Annotated in this window: 23 protein-coding genes, 1 pseudogene and 1 riboswitch; of the genes and pseudogenes, 8 read left to right on the top strand and 16 right to left on the bottom strand. The window is 63.8% G+C overall.

Features of this window, described 5'->3' with window-relative positions:
- Window positions 1-12: 12 nt before the first annotated feature.
- Together ACWFRF_RS21445 and pta are read right to left on the bottom strand one after the other, a co-directional pair.
- A complete protein-coding gene (locus ACWFRF_RS21445; protein ID WP_452451871.1) occupies window positions 13-1,212 on the bottom strand; it encodes an acetate kinase in 1,200 nt (399 codons plus the stop codon).
- Window positions 1,209-3,287 (bottom strand): phosphate acetyltransferase, encoded by a 2,079-nt coding sequence (gene pta / locus ACWFRF_RS21440; protein WP_378996066.1) that lies wholly within the window; start codon window positions 3,285-3,287, stop codon window positions 1,209-1,211. Before pta ends, ACWFRF_RS21445 begins: the two co-directional genes overlap by 4 nt.
- A gap of 74 nt (window positions 3,288-3,361) precedes the next feature.
- On the opposite strand from pta, the gene ACWFRF_RS21435 reads away from it, so the two are divergent.
- A complete protein-coding gene (locus ACWFRF_RS21435; RefSeq protein ID WP_378996064.1) occupies window positions 3,362-3,868 on the top strand; it encodes a nitroreductase/quinone reductase family protein in 507 nt (168 codons plus the stop codon).
- Window positions 3,869-3,878: 10 nt separating this feature from the next.
- On the opposite strand, the gene ACWFRF_RS21430 is transcribed toward ACWFRF_RS21435, so the two are convergent.
- Window positions 3,879-4,376 carry a MarR family winged helix-turn-helix transcriptional regulator gene (locus ACWFRF_RS21430; protein ID WP_378996062.1) on the bottom strand — a complete coding sequence of 166 codons (498 nt, stop codon included), beginning with the start codon at window positions 4,374-4,376 and terminating at the stop codon, window positions 3,879-3,881.
- Between the two features lie 94 nt (window positions 4,377-4,470).
- On the opposite strand from ACWFRF_RS21430, the gene ACWFRF_RS21425 reads away from it, so the two are divergent.
- Window positions 4,471-4,893 carry a Rid family hydrolase gene (locus tag ACWFRF_RS21425; protein ID WP_378996060.1) on the top strand — a complete coding sequence of 141 codons (423 nt, stop codon included), beginning with the start codon at window positions 4,471-4,473 and terminating at the stop codon, window positions 4,891-4,893.
- 56 nt (window positions 4,894-4,949) lie between these two features.
- On the opposite strand, the gene ACWFRF_RS21420 is transcribed toward ACWFRF_RS21425, so the two are convergent.
- Together ACWFRF_RS21420 and ACWFRF_RS21415 are read right to left on the bottom strand one after the other, a co-directional pair.
- Window positions 4,950-6,047 carry an SPFH domain-containing protein gene (locus ACWFRF_RS21420; protein ID WP_062986140.1) on the bottom strand — a complete coding sequence of 366 codons (1,098 nt, stop codon included), beginning with the start codon at window positions 6,045-6,047 and terminating at the stop codon, window positions 4,950-4,952.
- 12 nt (window positions 6,048-6,059) lie between these two features.
- Window positions 6,060-6,278 carry a hypothetical protein gene (locus tag ACWFRF_RS21415; protein ID WP_056814983.1) on the bottom strand — a complete coding sequence of 73 codons (219 nt, stop codon included), beginning with the start codon at window positions 6,276-6,278 and terminating at the stop codon, window positions 6,060-6,062.
- 115 nt (window positions 6,279-6,393) lie between these two features.
- On the opposite strand from ACWFRF_RS21415, the gene ACWFRF_RS21410 reads away from it, so the two are divergent.
- Window positions 6,394-7,026, top strand: coding sequence for a DJ-1/PfpI family protein (locus ACWFRF_RS21410; protein WP_378996057.1), 633 nt, complete (start codon window positions 6,394-6,396; stop codon window positions 7,024-7,026).
- Entirely contained in the window at window positions 7,023-7,472 is a 450-nt protein-coding gene (locus ACWFRF_RS21405; RefSeq protein WP_378633660.1) for a MarR family winged helix-turn-helix transcriptional regulator, read from the top strand. Before ACWFRF_RS21410 ends, ACWFRF_RS21405 begins: the two co-directional genes overlap by 4 nt.
- A 67-nt stretch (window positions 7,473-7,539) precedes the next feature.
- Here the strand turns inward: ACWFRF_RS21405 and ACWFRF_RS21400 are convergent, their stop codons facing one another.
- The 4 genes from ACWFRF_RS21400 to ACWFRF_RS21385 all read right to left on the bottom strand — a co-directional run bounded on the left by ACWFRF_RS21400 (window position 7,540) and on the right by ACWFRF_RS21385 (window position 10,711).
- Window positions 7,540-8,088: a YceI family protein gene (locus tag ACWFRF_RS21400; protein ID WP_452451867.1), complete on the bottom strand. Its 549-nt coding sequence runs from the start codon at window positions 8,086-8,088 to the stop codon at window positions 7,540-7,542.
- A gap of 28 nt (window positions 8,089-8,116) precedes the next feature.
- Complete coding sequence (locus ACWFRF_RS21395; RefSeq protein WP_452451865.1) at window positions 8,117-8,731, bottom strand: FMN reductase; 615 nt, start codon at window positions 8,729-8,731, stop codon at window positions 8,117-8,119.
- A gap of 52 nt (window positions 8,732-8,783) precedes the next feature.
- Entirely contained in the window at window positions 8,784-9,875 is a 1,092-nt protein-coding gene (locus tag ACWFRF_RS21390; protein WP_378996051.1) for an LLM class flavin-dependent oxidoreductase, read from the bottom strand.
- Between the two features lie 77 nt (window positions 9,876-9,952).
- Window positions 9,953-10,711 (bottom strand): HAD-IIA family hydrolase, encoded by a 759-nt coding sequence (locus ACWFRF_RS21385; protein ID WP_378996145.1) that lies wholly within the window; start codon window positions 10,709-10,711, stop codon window positions 9,953-9,955.
- A 159-nt stretch (window positions 10,712-10,870) separates the two neighbouring features.
- Between ACWFRF_RS21385 and fgd the strand changes: the two genes are divergently transcribed.
- On the top strand, window positions 10,871-11,881 hold the full coding sequence (gene fgd, locus ACWFRF_RS21380; RefSeq protein WP_378996048.1) for a glucose-6-phosphate dehydrogenase (coenzyme-F420): 1,011 nt from the start codon (window positions 10,871-10,873) through the stop codon (window positions 11,879-11,881).
- Between the two features lie 149 nt (window positions 11,882-12,030).
- Here the strand turns inward: fgd and ACWFRF_RS21375 are convergent, their stop codons facing one another.
- Genes ACWFRF_RS21375 through ACWFRF_RS21360 form a run of 4 tightly spaced genes read right to left on the bottom strand, consistent with a single transcriptional unit; the run spans window position 12,031 to window position 14,361 of the window.
- Window positions 12,031-12,519, bottom strand: a complete 489-nt coding sequence (locus ACWFRF_RS21375) for a hypothetical protein (RefSeq protein WP_452451863.1) — start codon at window positions 12,517-12,519, stop codon at window positions 12,031-12,033.
- Window positions 12,520-12,542: 23 nt separating this feature from the next.
- A complete protein-coding gene (locus ACWFRF_RS21370; RefSeq protein WP_452451861.1) occupies window positions 12,543-13,298 on the bottom strand; it encodes a hypothetical protein in 756 nt (251 codons plus the stop codon).
- Window positions 13,299-13,324: 26 nt separating this feature from the next.
- On the bottom strand, window positions 13,325-13,651 hold the full coding sequence (locus ACWFRF_RS21365) for a hypothetical protein (RefSeq protein ID WP_452451859.1): 327 nt from the start codon (window positions 13,649-13,651) through the stop codon (window positions 13,325-13,327).
- On the bottom strand, window positions 13,648-14,361 hold the full coding sequence (locus ACWFRF_RS21360) for a hypothetical protein (RefSeq protein WP_452451857.1): 714 nt from the start codon (window positions 14,359-14,361) through the stop codon (window positions 13,648-13,650). The genes ACWFRF_RS21365 and ACWFRF_RS21360 overlap by 4 nt, the downstream gene beginning before the upstream one ends.
- Window positions 14,362-15,514: 1,153 nt before the next feature.
- Between ACWFRF_RS21360 and ACWFRF_RS21355 the strand changes: the two genes are divergently transcribed.
- From ACWFRF_RS21355 to ACWFRF_RS21345, 3 genes and pseudogenes are all read left to right on the top strand, one after another.
- Complete coding sequence (locus ACWFRF_RS21355; RefSeq protein ID WP_452451855.1) at window positions 15,515-15,859, top strand: hypothetical protein; 345 nt, start codon at window positions 15,515-15,517, stop codon at window positions 15,857-15,859.
- 86 nt (window positions 15,860-15,945) lie between these two features.
- A pseudogene (locus ACWFRF_RS21350) lies at window positions 15,946-16,095 on the top strand (type II toxin-antitoxin system Phd/YefM family antitoxin); the annotation flags it as partial.
- 98 nt (window positions 16,096-16,193) lie between these two features.
- Window positions 16,194-16,592 carry a PIN domain-containing protein gene (locus tag ACWFRF_RS21345; RefSeq protein WP_378633645.1) on the top strand — a complete coding sequence of 133 codons (399 nt, stop codon included), beginning with the start codon at window positions 16,194-16,196 and terminating at the stop codon, window positions 16,590-16,592.
- Between the two features lie 64 nt (window positions 16,593-16,656).
- Here the strand turns inward: ACWFRF_RS21345 and ACWFRF_RS21340 are convergent, their stop codons facing one another.
- From ACWFRF_RS21340 to ACWFRF_RS21330, 3 genes are all read right to left on the bottom strand, one after another.
- Complete coding sequence (locus ACWFRF_RS21340; RefSeq protein WP_387445479.1) at window positions 16,657-17,865, bottom strand: O-succinylhomoserine sulfhydrylase; 1,209 nt, start codon at window positions 17,863-17,865, stop codon at window positions 16,657-16,659.
- A gap of 10 nt (window positions 17,866-17,875) precedes the next feature.
- Entirely contained in the window at window positions 17,876-18,292 is a 417-nt protein-coding gene (locus ACWFRF_RS21335; RefSeq protein WP_056815009.1) for a rhodanese-like domain-containing protein, read from the bottom strand.
- A gap of 17 nt (window positions 18,293-18,309) precedes the next feature.
- A riboswitch (SAM riboswitch) is annotated at window positions 18,310-18,429 on the bottom strand.
- 45 nt (window positions 18,430-18,474) lie between these two features.
- Window positions 18,475-18,933, bottom strand: a complete 459-nt coding sequence (locus ACWFRF_RS21330; RefSeq protein ID WP_378996041.1) for an Rv0361 family membrane protein — start codon at window positions 18,931-18,933, stop codon at window positions 18,475-18,477.
- Window positions 18,934-19,113 lie beyond the last annotated feature (180 nt).

Below are 19,113 nucleotides of genomic sequence, written 5' to 3'. Positions count from 1 at the left end.
CCGCCGACCAGCTCAGTGCCCGCCGACCAGCTCGTGGGCCGCGCGGGCAATGGCCAGTTCTTCGTTGGTAGGGACCACCAGCACGGTCACCGGGGCGAACTCCGGCGAAATGCGGCGGATGCCCGGTGCTCTCTTCTCATTGCGGGTCGGGTCGATTTCGATACCGAGCGCCTGTAGACCCGCCAGTGCGTCGGCGCGCACCGCCGAGCTGTTCTCCCCCACACCGGCGGTGAAGATGATGGTGTCGACGGTGCCGAGTTCCACCAGGTAGGCGCCGAGATAGCGGCGCAGGCGGTGGATGTAGACGTCGTAGGCGAGCTTCGCCTGGGTGTCGCCGCTGTCGATGAGCTGCTGCAATTCGCGGAAGTCGTTGACCCCGCTCATGCCTTTGAGGCCGGAACTGCGGTTGAGCAGTTGCTCCACCTGACTCACGTCCAGATCGGCCGCCCGCATGAGATACGGCGTGACACCGGGATCCAGATCGCCCGGCCTGGTTCCCATCACCAGACCTTCGAGTGGGGTCATCCCCATGGTGGTGTCGATCGCGATGCCCCCGCGGATCGACGAAGCGGACGCCCCGTTGCCCAGGTGAAAAACGATCTGGTTCAGCTCTTCGGCCGGTTTCCCCAGGTACTGCGCGGCCTTCTCCGACACGTACTGGTGCGAGGTCCCGTGGAAGCCGTACTTGCGAATACCGTGGGCAGCGGCGAGTTTCGCGTCGATCGCGTAGGTCTTGGCGGCGTCGGGCAAGGTGTGGAAGAACGCCGTGTCGAAGACCGCGACCTCGGGAATGCCGGGCAGCAGCTCCCGCGTCGACTCGATGCCGACCACATTGGCGGGATTGTGCAGCGGCGCGAGCACCGACAGTTCGTCGATCGCGTGCAGCACATCGTCGGTGATCAGGGTCGGTTCCCAGAACACCTCGCCGCCGTGTACCACCCGGTGCCCGACCGCGCCGATGCCGATCGTGGTCAGGTCGAGGCCGGTCTCGCGGAACATCTCGAACGCCCGCAGCAGACCGGCTCTGTGGTCGGGTATCGCCCCGTCGTAGTCGAGTTTCGCGGGCCCCGCCTCGTGCACGATCCTGCCGCCGTGCGACTCGCCGATCTTCTCCACGAGGCCCGATGCCAGCACGTGGGCCGAGACAGCGTGCAGCAGTTGATATTTGATCGACGAGGAGCCGCTGTTCAGTACCAGAACCAGGTCACTCACTTGCCATCCCCCTGAGCCTGAATGGCGGTGATCGCCACCGTGTTGACGATGTCGGCGACCAACGCGCCGCGTGAAAGATCGTTCACCGGCTTGCGCAGACCCTGCAGCACCGGCCCGATCGCGACCGCGCCGGCGCTGCGCTGCACCGCCTTGTAGGTGTTGTTGCCGGTATTGAGGTCGGGGAAGACGAACACCGTGGCCTTGCCCGCCACTTCGGAATCGGGCAGCTTGGCGCTGGCGACGGCGGGCTCGATCGCCGCGTCGTACTGGATGGGGCCTTCCACCGGCAGTTCCGGCGCACGCTCACGCACGAGTTCGGTGGCCGTGCGCACCTTGTCGACGTCGGCGCCGGTGCCGGACGCGCCGGTCGAGTAGGACAGCATCGCCACCCGGGGGTCGATCCCGAAACGGGCCGCCGTGCCCGCCGAGGACACCGCGATATCGGCCAGCTGCTCCGAGGTCGGATCGGGGACCACCGCGCAATCGCCATAGGCGAGTACACGATCGGCCAAGCACATCAGGAACACGCTCGACACCGTGGAGACGCCCGGCACCGTCTTGATGATCTCGAACGAGGGCCGGATCGTGTGCGCGGTGGTGTGCGCGGCACCGGAGACCATGCCGTCGGCGATCCCCTTGTAGACCATCATGGTGCCGAAATACGAGATGTCGGACATGGTTTCGCGCGCGCGCTCGAGCGTCATGCCCTTGTGCTTGCGCAATTCGGTGTATTCGGCGGCGAATTCGTCGAGGTAGCCCGAGGTGCGCGGCGCCATCACCTGCGCGTCGGCGATATCCACACCCAACTCGGCGGCGCGGGCCCGTACCGACGTCTCGTCACCGAGGATGGTGAGGTCGGCGATCTTGCGCTGCAGCACCCGGCCGGCGGCGCGGAGGATGCGGTCGTCGTCGCCTTCCGGCAGCACGATGCGTTTGCGGTCGGCGCGGGCGCGTTCGATCAGCCGGTACTCGAACATCTGCGGCGTCACGACGGTCGAGGACGGAACCTGGATGCGCCGCAACAATTCCGGCGCGTCCACCCGCTGTTCCATCAGCGCGAGCGCGGTGTCGACCTTGCGCGGGCTACCCGCCCACATCCGGCCGCGAGTGCCGTGCACGGCACTGGCGGTGTCGTAGGTCCCCAGCTCGGTGGCCAGGATCGGCAGCCTGGGGTGCAGGCCCTCCATCAGCCGGGCGATGGCCGGATGCGGGCGAAGGCCGCCGTTCATGATCACGCCCGCCAGCGACGGGAACCCCTCTGCCTCATGGGCATTCACCAGGCTCAGCAGCACGTCGGAGCGGTCGCCAGGAGCGATCACCACCACACCGTCGGACAGTCGCTCCAGGATGTGTTCGGCGGTCATGCCGCCGACCATGATGCGCAGCGCCTCACGCTGCAGCAATTCCGGGTCGCCACTGTAGATTTCGCCGTCGATCGCCTCGCACAGCTCGCCCATGGTCGGCGCCATCAGCAGCGGCACCTCGGGCAGCGTCCAGGACGGCACGTCGAAACCGGCCAGTGCGGTCGCGATGTCGTCGAGTTCGTCGGGTGCGCAGCGATTGGCGACGATCGCGACCAGGTGGGCGTGCTCGGTGGTGAGCTCGGCGGTACACAGTTCGACCAGTTGCTTGACCTCGCCGGGCGTCCGTTCCGCGCCGCGAACGACCAGCAGGACGGGCGCGCCCAGGTTCACCGCGATCCGGGCGTTGAAGCGCAGCTCGCTCGGGCTGGCGACGTCGGTGTAGTCGCTGCCGACGATCACCACCGCGTCACAGGCCTTGGCGACGTCGTGGAAACGCATCACGATGTCGCTGATCGCGGCGGTGGGGTCGCGGTGCACGTCCTCGTAGGTGACGCCGATGGCCTGTTCGTAGCTGATATCGGCGGTGCTGTGCTCGAGCAGCAGTTCGAGGATGTAGTCGGGTTCGTCGGTGGAGCGGGTGATCGGACGGAACACGCCGACGCGTGCGGTGGTCGCGCACAGCATGCCGAGGACACCCAGTGCCACCGTAGATTTTCCGGTGTCGCCCTCGGGCGAGGCGATGTACACGGTGGACGGCGCTTGTTCGACCATGCTCGCGAGCTTAGTGAATCGTCGGCGATTCAGGGGTTCGGTGGGGTCCGATCGGTCGCGTTATAGTCCGGCCCATGACATCGCAGTTCCCGGATCGCCAGTGGGGCTCCCGCGCCAATCCGCTGTCCCGCGCCGCCAACCGATTCGCCGCGACCAAGCCGGGTTCCTGGCTGATCCGCACCATCACCCCGCTCGACCGCGCCTTGCTCGAGCGCACCGACGCCAAGTACACCGTGCTCGGCCCGATCGGCGCCCCGGTGATCCTGCTCACGACCACCGGCCGCAAGTCCGGCGTCGCGCGCACCCAGCCGCTGCTCTACGTCCACGACGGCGACACCCTGTACGTGGTCGGTTCCAACTTCGGCCAGGCCCACCACCCGGCCTGGACCGGCAACCTGCTCGCCGATCCGACCGCCACCGTCGCCATCGCCGGCGAACGCATCCCGGTGACCGCCACCCCGGTCACCGACGCGGACAAGGACGCGATCTTCGCCCGCTTCATCGACATCACCGGCGCCTACGCCGCCTACCGCGACCGCACCACCCGCGACCTGCGCATGTTCGCCCTGCGCCGGGCGTAATCGCTGGTTTTCAGGCCAGATCGGCGGGGCGCACGCGCAGCTTGGCGGCGATCCGGGCCAGCGCTCGTCCGTCGGCGGCGCTCACCTGATCGAGGAAGCGCTCGCGAACCGCGCGCACATGCGTCGGCGCCGCCGCCACGACCGTCGCGTACCCGGAGTCGGTGAGCGAAGCGACCGTGTACCGACCGTCGTCGGGGTCGGGCGCTCGGGTTACCCAGCCCCGCTGCTCGAATCGCTTGACGACGTTCGAGAGCCGCGACAGCGATCCGTTCGCCAGGAAGGCCAGCTCGCTCATCCTGATCCGGTGCTCGGGAGCCTCGGACAGATGGCTCAGCACGAGGTACTCGAAGAGCGTCAGCCCTGCTTCTGCCTGCAGCGGCGCCTCCAAACGGCCCGGCAGCAGCAGGATCAGTGAGACCAGGCCGGTCCAGGCTTCCTTCTCCTCCGCGTTCAGCCACGCCGGCGCCTCGGCGTCCGCGCCGTCGGATCCTGGGGTCACCGCAGTCATCGGGTAATCATAGCGAGGACAATTGAGTTCACACGTGAAGTCATTCCGTGCTAGTTTGACTTCATAGTTGAAGTCAAATGAAAGGTTTGTCGCGATGAGCACCGCCACCTTCGCCAGCACCCCGGGATACGGCCGGACCCTCTTCGACCTGCTTCACTACCGACAGGCGGTCCGCGTCGGCGACCGCGTCGACATCTCGGGCCAGGGTGGCTGGGACGACGACATCACCTTCCCCGAATCACTCGAGGAAGAAATCGTCCAGGCCTTCGAGAACGTGGAGCGCACGCTCGCGACGGTCGGGGCGACCTGGACCGATGTCATAGCCGTGGACAGCTTCCACATCCCGGCGGTCGAGGACACGATCGGCGACGCGCACAACCGCGTCATGGTCGAGCAGTTCCGCAAGCGCATGGGCGAGCGCGCGCCGATCTGGACCCAAATCGGCGTCGCCGCCCTCGGCGCTCCCGGCATGCGCGTCGAGATCCGGGTGACCGCACTCGTGAACCAACAGGACTGACCTGGTATCCGGTCAGCCCTGCCGGTTCGAGTGCTCGGGCCGCGCCGTGACGGCGATCAGACCTTGTCGACCTCGCCGTTCGACAGGGCCTTCTGCAGGGAGTTGAAGACTGTCAGACCCTGGCCGACCATGCCGTTGAGCAACTCGCCGACGCCGTCGGGGCCGTTGAGGACGGTGAGGTTGGCGCCCGCCAGGCCGTGCGAGGCCTGCTTGACGATTTCCGGGAGTTGCTCGATGAGCATCTGGTCCAGCGCGATGCGGTTGTTGGACGCCGCCGCCTCGGCCTGAATACGGGTGCGGTCGGCCTCGGCCACCGCGAGGATGCGGACTCGTTCCGCCTCCGCCTCAGCGGGTTTCACCACTTCCGCCTGGAGTTGCTGTTCGCGCAGTTCGGCGTTCTTGCGGGCCTGCTCGGCCTGGGCGTGCAGCACCGCCTGCCTGGCGATGGCGTCGGCGAGCGGGCCCGCCTGTGCCGCTTCGGCGTTGGCCTTGTCGATGTCGCGCTGATACTCGGCCTTGAGGATCGAGGTTTCGCGTTCGTATTCGGCGCGACGGCGCAACGACTCCTGCTCGGCTTCGGCGGAGCGCTGCGCGGCCTGGGCCTGAGCGATCTGGGCATCGCGCTGGACGGCCGCATTGTGCGGTGCCGCAAGGGCATTGATGTAGCCGAGGTTGCCGTCGTCGATGGACTGGATCTGGAACGAGTCGACCCACAGGCCGATATTGCTCATCTCCACCTTGGAGGCGATGAGCACCTCGTCGGCCAGCTTCTGACGTTCGCGGATGATCTCCTCGACGGTCATCGAGCCCACGATCGAGCGCAGATGGCCGGAGAAGATCCGCCCTGTCAGCACCGACATCTCCTGCTCCTGTTCGGACAGGAAGCGTTGTGCCGCATTGACGATCGACTGGGTGTCGTTGGCGACCTTGAACGCGATCACCGCACGCACATCGAGCTGGATGGCCTGCTTGGTGACACAGCGCTCGCGGATCTCGGACTCGAACATGGCCAGTGACAGGTATCGGACCTTGCGGAACAGCGGCACCACCCAGGTGCCGCGCCCGATGACCACCTTGAACGGGGTGTCATCCTTGGTCTTGGCGCCACTGACCAGCATGGCTTCGTCGGGATCGGGAACGTGATAGCCCAGCATCGCGGGCCCCTTTCATTCAGAGGGAAGCGGAATCCAGGTGACCACGTCGACCAGGCGACCCGGGTGGACCGCGACGATCAACACGGTGGTCCAGGCGGCGATCGGTTCGTCGGCTCGGGCGAGATAGAGCTCGGTGCCCCCGCGAATCGAGATCAGTACCTCACCCAGTGCGCCCGCCTCCCGAATCGGTGACGTGATGGTGCCCGTCATGCCGTGCACGGAGTCGGTCATCGCGGGTGAACCTCCCTGTCTCGCACCGGATGCCGTCAGCGTACGGAGGGTCGGCTATAAGCCGGTAGCAAAATTCTTATTGACAGCATCCTGTCAAACATGACAGGATGCTGTCATGCCGAAGAAAACAGTTCACGTAGCCGTCTACGACACCCTCGCCGACTGGGAAGTGGGGGCCGCGACGGCGCACATCGCCAACGGCAACTGGCACCGGGAGCCCGGAACGTTCGAGGTCGCGACGGTCGGCCTCACCACCGAACCGATCACCACCATGGGGCGTCTGCGCGTGACGCCCGACCTCGCCGTCGCCGATCTCGACCCGGCCGACAGCGCGATGCTGATCCTGCCCGGCGCGGACCTGTGGCTGGGCGAGGACCTGATCACGTTCGCGCACAAGGCGAAAGAGTTCGCCGACGCCGGGGTCCCGGTGGCCGCGATCTGCGGCGCGACCTTCGGACTGGCCACGGCGGGCCTGCTCGATGATCGCGCGCACACCAGCAATGCGGCGGAATTCCTTGTCTACAGCGGATATTCGGGTGCGCAGCACTACGTCGAGGCCCCCGCGGTCACCGACCGTGACGTGATCACCGCGGACGGCATGTCGCCGTTCGAATTCGCCAGAGAGATCTTCGCGCGGCTCGACCTGTACGAACCGCGGGTACTCGATGCCTGGTACAAGCTGTATGCGCGCAAGGACCCGGCCGGGTACGCCACGCTCGCCGAATACGAAGGGAGCCACGCGGCTTGAACTCCGAACAGGACCTGCTCGACGGCGCCGCCCTCACCGTCTTCCGGCTCAACGGTCAATTCCTGACCATCGGCGACGGCTTGTCCGCGCCTGCCGGAATCTCGGTGGCCTGGTGGCAGGTGATGGCCGCCGTGCAGGACCAGCCGCAGCCGGTGGCCGGGATCGCCCGCGCGATGGGCATCACCCGGCAGAGCGTTCAGCGGATCGCGGACCTGCTGGTCGGCAAAGGCATGTGTGAGTACCGGCCCAACCCCGCGCACAAGCGGGCCAAGCTGGTCGCGATGACCGAGGAGGGCACGGCCGCCATCCGTCGCATCGATCCGCAGCACGCGGCCATGGCGCACCGGCTGGCCGAGGCGCTCGGTCCGGCCGAGTTCGCCGCGACGGTCGCGACCCTCACCCGTCTCGCGGCGACACTCGACACGATCATCGCCGACGAGGACTAGCCACCGCGCACAGCGGCCGACGCCCCCATCACCACACAGGCGATGGGGGCGTCACGTCGGTGCCGGGTCAGCCCTGGAGGACGGCCTCGATCTCGAGGGTGAGAGTGATCTTGTCGCCGATCACGGCGCCGCCGTCGGGCAGCGGCATGTCGATGTCGAGGCCGAAGTCGCGGCGCGAGACCACAGTCTTGGCTTCGAAGCCGGCGACCTGGCCGTTACCCATGCCCGGGCTCACGCCGACGAACTCGACCTCGAGGGTGACCGGCTTGGTGTTGCCGCGCACGGTGAACTCGCCGTCGACGACGAAATCGCTGCCCTCGCCGCGGAACCCGGTGGACCTGAAGGTCATCAGCGGGAATTCCTCGGCGTGGAAGAAGTCGGCGGTGCGCAGGTGGCCGTCGCGTTGAGCGTTGTCGGTGGTGAGGGAGTCGACGCGGATCTCGGCGTGCGCGGTGGCGGTGCCGTCCTCGGCGATCACGAGGGCGCCGTCGAAGTCGGTGAAGCGGCCACGGACCTTGCTCACCATCAGGTGGCGTACGGAGAAGCCGACGGTGGAGTGGGTGGGGTCGATGGCCCAGGTGCCCGCGGTGAGTCCCTTGGCGATGGCGGTGGTCATGAGTGTGCTCCTTGGGGGTTGGTGTGCATCAGTGATTTGCTGCGAGAAGGTCTTCGAACGGGGTCGTATCGGTGTAGGGATCGGTGGGCCGAGTGGCGGACTTGCCGAGCAGCAGCGCGCCGAATTCGGCTGCGGCGCGCTCGATTCGATTGTTGAGCGCCTTGTCGCCGCCGTTCGCGCCCCAGTCGGTCGACGCCGCGTATACCGCGGTGGGGACGACGATCGAGCGCAGGTACGCGAACAGCGGGCGCACCGCGTGCTCCAGCGCCAGGGAATGACGCTCGGTGCCGCCGGTCGCGCCGGTCAGCACCGGCATCCCGGCGAGCGAATCCGGTTCCAGCACATCGAAGAATGTCTTGAACAGGCCGCTGTAGGAGGCGCTGAAGATCGGCGTCACAGCGATCAGGCCATCGGCGGTGACGACCTTGTCGATCGCCGCGCGCAGTGCGGGGGCCGGGAAGCCGGTGAGCAGGTTGTCGGCCAGATCGCGCGCGTGATCGCGCAGGTCGACGAAGTCCACTTCGACCTCGGCGCCTGTCGCGCGCAGCTCGCGTGCTGCCGCGGCGGCCAGTCGATCGGCCAGCAAACGTGTCGACGAAGGCTGTGAAAGCCCTGCCGACACCACGGCGATACGGGTTGTCATGCGATCACCTCCGTGATGTGCGGGCCGCCGAGTGCGCGGCGCGGCGCGGATGTCACGCGCCGACCTCCGCCGTGGTCTTGGCGGCGAGCAGCGAGTCGTGTGTCGGCGCGTCCGGGACGTGGGCCGGGCGTCGAGCCGCGAACTCCTTGCGCAACACCGGGATCACCTCCTCGCCGAGCAGGTCCAGCTGCTCGAGCACCGTCTTCAACGGGAGTCCGGCGTGGTCGACCAGGAACAGCTGGCGCTGATAGTCGCCGAAGTGCTCACGGAAGGTGAGTGTCTTCTCGATGACCTGCTCCGGGCTGCCCACGGTGAGCGGGGTCTGCTCGGTGAAATCCTCCAGCGACGGGCCGTGTCCGTAGACGGGCGCGTTGTCGAAGTAAGGCCGGAATTCACGGACCGCGTCCTGAGAGTTCTTGCGCAGGAACACTTGTCCGCCGAGCCCCACGATCGCCTGGTCGGCGCTGCCGTGGCCGTAGTGCTCGTAGCGCCTGCGGTACAGGTCGATCAGCCGCTTGAAATGGTCGGTGGGCCAGAAGATGTGGTTGGCGAAGAAGCCGTCACCGTAGTACGCGGCCTGTTCGGCGATCTCCGGGCTCCGGATCGACCCGTGCCAGACGAACGGCGGCACGTCGTCGAGCGGACGCGGGGTCGAGGTGAACGACTGTAGCGGCGTACGGAACTTGCCTTCCCAGTTCACGACGTCTTCACGCCACAGCCGGTGCAGCAGAGCGTAGTTCTCGATGGCCAGGGGGATGCCGTCGCGGATGTCCTTGCCGAACCACGGATAGACCGGGCCGGTGTTGCCGCGGCCGAGCATCAGGTCGACGCGGCCGTCGGCCAGGTGCTGCAGCATCGCGAAGTCCTCGGCGATCTTGACCGGGTCGTTCGTGGTGATGAGCGTGGTCGAGGTGGACAGCGTGATGTTGTCGGTGCGGCCGGCGATGTAGCCGAGCATCGTCGTCGGTGACGACGGCACGAAGGGCCGATTGTGGTGCTCGCCCATCGCGAACACGTCGAGACCCACTTCCTCGGCCTTCTGCGCGATCGCGACCATCGCCTTGATCCGCTCGGCCTCGGTGGGGGTGCGGCCGGTGGTGGGATCGGTGGTCACATCGCCGACGCTGAAGATTCCGAACTGCACGGGCCCTCCTTTGGTTGCCATGGCAACTATAACCACGGCAGGCGGGCACCTATTCCGATGAGACGCAGATCACATGGCTACTCGGCGAACGGCCGGCGCGTTCGGCCGATCAAGTCGGCCACCGAGCCCACCACCATGGTCGGCCGGAACGGATAGGCCTCCACCGAGGACTTCGTCGAGATGCCGGAGGTCACCAGCACCGTGCGCAGACCCGCCTCCAAGCCGGCGATCACGTCGGTGTCCATCCGGTCGCCGATCATCACCGTCGATTGGGAATGCGCGCCGATCTGACGCAGCGCCGAGCGCATCATCAGCGGATTGGGCTTGCCGACGTAGTACGGCTCCTTACCGGTGGCACGGGTGATCAGCGCGGCGACCGAACCGGTGGCGGGCAACACGCCGTCGCGCGAGGGTCCGGTGGCATCAGGATTGGTGGCGATGAACTTCGCGCCCCTGTCCACCAGCCGGATCGCGGTGGTGATCGCCTCGAAGGAGTACGTCCGGGTTTCGCCGAGGACCACGTAATCGGGGTCGCTGTCGGTGAGCACGTAGCCGATCTCGTGCAGCGCGGTGGTGAGACCGGATTCGCCGACCACGTAGGCGGTGCCATTGGGGCGCTGGTCGTCGAGGAAGGTCGCCGTGGCCAGCGCCGAGGTCCAGATCGACTCCTCGGGGATGTCGAGGCCGGTGTGACGCAGGCGGGCCTGGAGGTCGCGTGGCGTGCGGATCGAGTTATTGGTCAGCACGAGGAACGGGATCTCGTTGGCCCGCAGTTCGGCGAGGAACTCGTCGGCGCCGGGGATCAGTTGATCCTCGTGCACCAGCACGCCGTCCATGTCGGTGAGGTACGACAAGATCTGCTCATCCTTGGTGGCCACCAGTTAATTGTCCGCTAAAACTCGGCGTGGTGGGTGACGAAACGGCATGGGCGCGGATGACGGGCTGCGCGCTAGTGTCGTGTTGGCAGGGGTCAACGGACGACAGGAGTGGCTGGAATGGTTGAGCTCAAGCTCGGGTACAAGGCATCGGCAGAGCAGTTCGGGCCACGAGAGCTGGTCGAACTCGGCGTCGCCGCCGAGCAGCACGGTCTCGACAGCGCGACCGTGAGCGACCACTTCCAGCCGTGGCGCCACGACGGCGGCCACGCGCCGTTCTCACTGGCCTGGCTGGCGGCCGTCGGCGAGCGCACCGAACGTATCCAGCTCGGCACCTCGGTGCTCACCCCGACCTTCCGCTACAACCCGGCGGTGATCGCGCAGGCCTTCGCCACCCTGGGTTGCCTGTACCCGAACCGGGTGATGCTCGGCGTGGGCACCGGTGAGGCCCTCAACGAGATCGCCACCGGTTACAAGGGCGAATGGCCCGACTTCAAGGAGCGCTTCGCCCGCTTGCGCGAAGCGGTGAAGATGATGCGCGAGCTGTGGACCGGCGATCGCGTCGATTTCGACGGCGAGTACTACCACACCGTCGGCGCCTCCATCTACGACGTTCCCAAGGGCGGCATCCCCGTCTACATCGCCGCGGGCGGCCCGGTGGTCGCCAGGTACGCGGGTCGCGCGGGCGACGGCTTCATCTGCACCTCGGGCAAGGGCATGGACCTCTACACCGAAAAGCTGCTGCCCGCCGTCGCCGAGGGCGCCGAGAAGGTCGACCGCGATGTCGCCGAGATCGACAAGATGATCGAGATCAAGATCTCCTACGACACCGATCCCGAACTGGCACTCCAGAACACGCGATTCTGGGCCCCCCTCTCCCTCACCCCCGAACAGAAGCACGACATCACCGACCCCATCGAAATGGAGAAGGCCGCCGACGCCCTCCCGATCGAACAGGTCGCCAAGCGCTGGATCGTCGCCAGCGACCCCGACGAAGCCGTCGCCAAGATCAAGCCCTACCTCGACGCGGGCCTCAACCACCTGGTCTTCCACGCCCCCGGCCAAGACCAGCTCCGCTTCCTCGACCTCTTCAAGCGAGACCTGGCCCCGCGTTTGCGCGCACTGGGCTGACCCCGCAAACAGCCTGACCATTTATGCCCCGGGTCCGCCTCTGCTTCGGCAAGCCGCCCGGGGCATCGCCTTGCGCTCGACTGATGCCGAGATACCGAACCGCGACAAGTGTTGCTACCTGCACGGGTTTCTTACCTGCACGCTACTGACTACTTCTCCAGCGGCATCCAAACGACCCACGATGCCAACTCGGCCTCACGAGAAGGGCTACCATCCCATGCAGTATTATGAAAGTTTTTCGAGAGAAGTCCTACATAATTGTCAACGCTGTTCTCGGGAGTCAAATTGGAAACATACAAATCTTCAATCAGGCTATCGAATTTAGCGCGCTTTACGATGTAGGCAATTTCGGTAGCCGCAGGGCGTAGATCGTCAAGTCTGCCTTTTGAATCAGCAACCGAAAGGTAGATGTTCACGCCGACAGAATTTTCCGCGCTCATACGCTTGACGCTTACTCCATATAGACAGTGACCATCCGGCAGTGAATTCGCTTCGTCAATCGCCGCCCTGACTACTTCCTCTTCTTTTGTTTCATATTTTGCACTCGATATTTTACATGAGCGACCATCCGAGTCGCCGTTATCCGAGCACCCCGCAACCAGCAGCTGTATAGCAGATAGACTGGCCACAAACATCATAGACTTAAGGCACAAACGGAGACTCATAGTTTTACCTCCCAGCCGTCAATCTTTTGATCATAATTTCCACTTACGGCGCTCGGCCAGCGATCCTGACCTTGCACTGTTACGAACCCAGCCGGGTGCCTTATCAATCCATCGAGTTCATTTGACGCTATAACAACTTTGGATTGAAGTTCAATCAACCCAGTGATCGTCCGAGTTACTAGTCCAACAGTATTTACGACAGCATCATTTATCTTATCAATACCCCATATGGCGCCAATCCCGGTAGCTGTCTCGCCTAGGCCCTCTGCATATTCGGTAAGCAGGGGGGTCGTTCCATCGACAATAGACTTATAGAAAATACGCCCTTCGGCGGCTAGCGTTAGAAGTTCAGTGTGAACCCTCTGGGCCATTGTTTGCGTACTTGCCATGGCCTTCTGCTGACTGTCACGCGACGCCTTGAAGGCATCATACGCACCGCCCTCCCACTGGCCTTCGAGCGAAATTATCGGGTCAGTTGTGTAGTTGACAGCCTTACCCACAATATTCCCAGCCGTAACCCAGGAATCCGCGTACTGTATGAACAAGAATGGTGCTTCAATTCCCTCACCAGCCTCGTTCAACTTTTCCAAAAGAGTCACAAGGTGGTCCTGAATATCGTCACGAATTCCAGTGATTTTCGCGTATATCACAGGGTTGGACCAGAAAAGCCCATCTACCGCATCGTTGACCTCAGCGGGAGCTTTCACCCACTTTGCCACCTGCTTTTTGAACTCGTTCGTAATACCAGCCAACTCATCTTTGTTAGTTATAGGGGGACTCATTGCGGCGGAAGGTCCAATCCTTGTGAAATCGTATCCAGCTTCTTTGCAGTATCTTCGTCTTGTGCGCCGAATTCTTCGGCTACCTGGCGCAAAGCCTCACCCATCGCAGTCGCCTCACCCTTACCTTCCAACAACCGTGTCTGGATATACGCGGCGGCCGTAGAATAGGACTTCCAAGCGCCTGCAAAAAGCCCGAACTGAAGCATCGAGTACTTCAGAGATTCTATGTGTTCGGCGGCAAATCTCAGCTCACCTGTAACATCGTAGCGCCACGACATCGAGGCCTTGTTAAGTACGTCAACTTTTGCCGAAACTCTACTCATAGTTCATTCCTAAGCAAATATTGGGAGTGTCTGATCATTCTTGAAATTACTTCGTCCTCGGTTTCTTGGCTCAAATACTCGTCATAAACAAATTTAGGACTTTGGTCTCTGATTTTGTTGCAGCATACGACAATATCTTCAGCCACAGCGTATACACCAAGTCGCGATGCCCACCCTGGATCGATCCGCACATCCAGCAATCGAGATGCAGACGCCGTAACAATGATCGACGGTTCGCCAAATTCCGTTTGACCGGGCCCTGCCGCAGTATACTTGTGCCCTCCTAGGAATCCGTTGTAGATCTGAATATACTCATCGTAAGTGCGAGCTTGCAGCAACCTTGGGGTAATATCACGCAATTTCGGCATTACACTCGGCCTTTGACCATTCTCTAAAGCCAAGATATCCGCTGAATACAGCGTATTTTCATAGGCGTCGACCACGGACCTTCCATACTCAGTGGGGTCCGTGTAGTCTAGCCATTGCTTATGAATTGATATAGCCGAGGGAAGACGGTCGGCTCCGATCGTGACACTCACACGGGAGTGCGATTGCGCTGACTTACGTTCCGCTGAAACCATCTCGCCAGCTTCGAACTGAACTGCCGCATGAATCTGACTGCCGTGACCGATTTCGATGCCCCTCGGACCATCCTCCCAATACTCATCTTCCGGCTCATCGTAATGGTTGTAGTACCCTTGAGTCGCCATAACTCCTCCGATTCCCAATGAGCTGATAGCTCGAAGTCTGCCTATCGACTAATAGATCAACATTAGTAAAATAGATGCTTCAGTACACAGTTCTTACGCACCGGATTAAATGATCTAGTCTTTGCAAGTCTGACAAATTCGAGGTCTTCGGCGATTTCAAGTCCGTTGACCGAAATGATGGTTGTCGACGTCGAGCTTTCGTCCACAGCCTCGCCGCGTCCGAGCGAAGCGACCGCCACCACAGTCGGGGCGGCACCTATCACGATATCCGAGCCTGAACAGGCAATTCATGCGTCCCCTCCCGTGCGCAACACGGGAAGAATAAGCCGCCCAAGCAGATTCGTCAATCAGAGCCATCATCACTGAGCCGTTTTCATCGTGCTACTGAACTCTGGTCCCCTGCATGGTGATTGATGTCAGGGTCAGTGCCTAACTGGCGAATCCCCTGGTGAGAGGGCTGATTTTCAAATCTGGTTGTCCATCAGAGGCTTCTCTTGTTGTTGTTCTACCGCGCCGCTCTGACGATGTCATCTTCGAAGCACTTCGTTGCCGCAGCAATCCGGCGGCGATACCACAAGATCAGATCCCGATCTCGGCCGCTCGATCCAGGCCACGAAAGGATGCTTGTGCTGGTCTGTCCACGCAAGTGCGAACCACTCACCAATCTGGCGGCCGGGTTCGACGTCTCCACCAGTACCGAGCGGCGCTACGTTGTTGACGAAACGGCCACGTTTATTGTCGGTGCAGGCACCGAGGCTGAAGTCGGCGTTGCATGCCGCGCACGCTGGTTGTCACGGCCATCTGATCCTCTACGGGGCGGTCATCCCGATCGACCGTCCTACTCGGGCAAACATCGTCTCCACGGGATGAATGTGCAGTCCGCGCCTCGCCTGAGGGTGAGATCGTCGGGCTCTTGACAATTTTTACCCAGGCAGTGTTCACGGCAGCAAGGCTGCCTGGATCGACAGATCGTGACCACGATGGTCACTAAGTGCTGGAAAATGCTGGACGACAAGGGTTACCAGGGCGTCAATGGAGTTCTCACTCCGTACAAGGCGGTCTGCTCAGATCCCTGACCGGGCGCCCATTAACGGCGCCCGGTCAGATATCGATCCATGGTCACGAACACCGGAACGACACAAGGAAATGAACCATGGGATTGTGGATCGGTAGCCCCGCGCTGAACGCCACCGAGAAGGTCGTCTGGCAGAAACTCGCCAATCGAACGCAAGGGAGCAGGGCCGTCGGCGGACGCCTCCACCTGACCGAAACCCGACTGCTCTTCGTACCCAATCACCTCGACGCGGTCACCGGCGGCAAGCGCTGGGAAGCGCGCCTGACCCAGCTGCGCGCCGTCGGGCAGCAAAGCCCGGATGGCGGCCTGTTCAGCGGCGGCCTGCGCACTCGTCTGCGCGTCGACACCGACGCCGGAACCGAACTTTTCGTCATCGATCCGATCGACGAGGCGATCGCGATTCTGGACGCCGCAAGACAGTGAATCCGCTCAGGGCATGGTCGAGGCCACCGAGAAGCTGCCCTGAAGCCTGTAGACAATAGTAGACAATTTTCGGCTAGAATGATTTCATGAAGTCGATCAGTGTCGGCGAACTCCGCCAGAATCCGTCCGCGATGGTCGCCGACGTCGAGTCCGGCGAGGTCTACGAGTTGACGCGCCACAACCATCGGGTCGGCTACATCGTCCCCGCGGTCTCGTCGACCCAGATCATCCGGCGCGCGGTCGACGGCGGGGCACACACGAGTGCCATCGCCCGGCATGAACTCCGCAGCGCTGCGTCGATCGACGAGCTCCTCGAGTCCGAGAAGGGCGAGTGGTGAGGGCCTATTACCTCGACACCTCGGTGGCAATGCGGATCATGCTGGGACATTCCATCGAAGCCGCACGGTGGTTCGATGAGACGACCGCGGACAAAGAGTGCCGGATCGTCTCTTCGCGACTGTTGCGCACCGAGATCACTCGCGTCCTTCGCCGGGAAGGCCTGCCCGTGCTCGACCGAGGTCAGATCATCGACCACATCGACATCATTCCGATCGATCACGCTGTGCTGAACGAAGCCGAAGCGATCATCTCGCACATCCGGACACTCGACGCCATTCATCTCGCCTCGGCATTGCGCAGCGGCTTGGACGATCTCACGGTGGTGACCCACGACAAGAACATGGCCACCGTCGCGGGCCACCTGGGGTTCGCGGTCTACGACCCGGTCCGGTAGGCGATCCACGAGTCCGACGTCGACCTGCCCGTTGCGACAGGCCGACTCGGGACGTTCGGACGAACTAGCTCAGGGCGTTGTCGAGGTCGCCGAGGAGATCTTCGAGGTCTTCCAGACCGACCGAGATGCGAACTACCCCGTCGGACAAGCCGATTGACGCGCGCCCCTCCGGGCCCATGGCTCGGTGGGTGGTGGTGGCGGGGTGGGTGATCATGGTTTTGGCGTCGCCGAGGTTGTTCGAGATGTCGATGATGCGGAGGCGGTTGAGGACCTCGAAGGCTCGCTTCTTGCCGTCTTCGCCGTTGAGGGCGAAGGTGACTACGGTGCCGCCGCCGGTCATCTGCTCTTTGGCCAGCGCGTGTTGCGGATGTGATTCCAGGAAGGGGTATTTCACCCAGTCGACCGAATCCTTGGTCTCCAGGAACTCGGCTACCCGCAGGGCCGACTCGGTGGAGTGGCGCACGCGCAACGGCATGGTTTCCAGGCCCTTGAGCAAGGTCCAGGCGTTGAAGGGGCTCAGGGCGGGGCCGGTGTGGCGCATCAGGGTTTTGACGGGGCCGTCGATGTAGTCCTGGGCACCGAGGATGGCGCCGCCGAGGACGCGGCCCTGGCCGTCGATGTGTTTGGTGCCGGAGTAGACCACCACGTCGGCGCCGAGTTCGAAACCGCGCTGGAGCAGGGGGGTGGCGAAGACGTTGTCCAGCACCACCTTCGCGCCCGCGGCGTGGGCGAGCTCGGTGACCTTGCGGACATCGACGAGGGTCTGCATCGGGTTGGCCGGGGTCTCGAAGAACACGGCCTGGGTGGGGACGGAGAGGGCCTGCTCCCACTGGTCGAGGTCGTCACCGTCGACGAACACGGTTTCGATACCCCAGCGCGGCAGGATCTCGTTACAGACCACGAAACAGGACCCGAACAGGCTGCGGGCGGCGACGAGACGGTCGCCCGCCTTCAGCAGGGCGCCGAGCGCGGTGAACACCGCCGACATGCCGGACGCGGTCGCGAAGGCCGCCTCGGCGCCGTCGAGCAGGCGGATGCGCTCCTCGAACATGGCCACGGTCGGGTTGCCGAAACGCGAGTAGACGAAGTGCTCGACGTCGCCGGTGAACGCGGCCTCGGCGGCTTCGGCGTTCTCGTAGACGAAACCGGAGGTCAGGTACAGCGCCTCGGAGGTCTCGTCGAAGCCGGAACGGCGCAGACCGCCGCGCACGCCGAGCGTGCCGGGACCGACGCCTTCGGGCAGTGGCTTGTCGAACGAACCACCGGTGATCATGCTTTTCTCCTTATGCCTGACGCCACGGCAGGCCGACAGCGCGCCAACCGGTGCTGCCGCGCTGACCGAACGCGTCGGGACCACCTTCGAAACCGTCGAGCACGTTGTAGGACGGTGCCACGCCCGCCGCGGTCGCCAGGTTCGCCGCGTGCGCGGAACGCTGACCGGAGCGACACAGGAACACCACGGGTGCGTCGTCGGGGCGACCGGCGAGTGCCTTCTCGAGCTGCACGCCGAACTCGGGATTGCGGGTGCCGGTGCCGTCGACCCACTCGATGAAGTGGGCAGGGCGTTCGATGGAACTGGTGTCGGGAATGCCGATGTGTGCCCACTCGCCTTCGGTGCGCACGTCGACCAGCACAGCGCCGGGGTGCTCGGTGAGCAGCTCCCACGCCTTCTCAGGGGTGATGTCGCCGGCGTAAGTCATGTCGATCCTCCTGCGTGAATCCGCTCTTGCCGTGCCGGAAATCCCCGAACACACGGCCAGGTCGTCACCCGGAGCACCCCACCGCGGAGGAGGGTTGCCGACCAGCGAGCCGGGGCTTGACGCTGGCACTCATGACCTTGCGATCTGAGATTGCCTCGGCACCGGTCATCGTGTCAAACGATTCAGAAGGAACACACCAGCCACGCGCTGTCGACGCGGGTCAGTTTCCAGTTGCTCGCCGCCGGGTTGCCGTTGACCACGAGCGCCGCGTCGATCTTGGCGCGGTCGCCGTTGACGGTGGCGTTCTCGAAACCCTTGCCGTCGATCGTGACAGTGGATTTCGGGCCACCGAGCTGTTCGCCGAGGCCGGATTTCTCCTCGTCGAACCCGGGGCAGGCCACACCGGTCGGCGGACGGAGGTCGCTGCGCGAGCGCGCGTCGATATAGTTGGTGACGGCGGCCGCGAGACGGTCGGCCTCTGTGACATTTTTCTCAGCGGGTGAGAGCAGTCCACCCGCCACGATGCCGATGAGCACGATGATCGCGATCACCGCGGCCGCGACGAACGGGACGATGGAACGCTTGTCGGTCTGATCCACCACTACGGGCTGGTCATCCGAGCCTGTTTGCTCCTCGTTCATGCTGTAATCCTGACAGACCCGCGCGGGCAGCTACACCGCGCGCCGGGTGGCTGCAACGCCGCAGCTAGAATCGCCTTGATTGCGGTCGGCTGCCGACGTCGATGGCAGCTGCCAGTAAGCGGATGTCCGACTTAGCCTAAGCTAAGTTGACGCCGTCAAATCAGTTCTCGACCAAAGGGT

Source organism: Nocardia sp. NPDC055165 (genome assembly GCF_053606985.1).
This window is presented reverse-complemented; position numbering and strand designations above follow the sequence as displayed.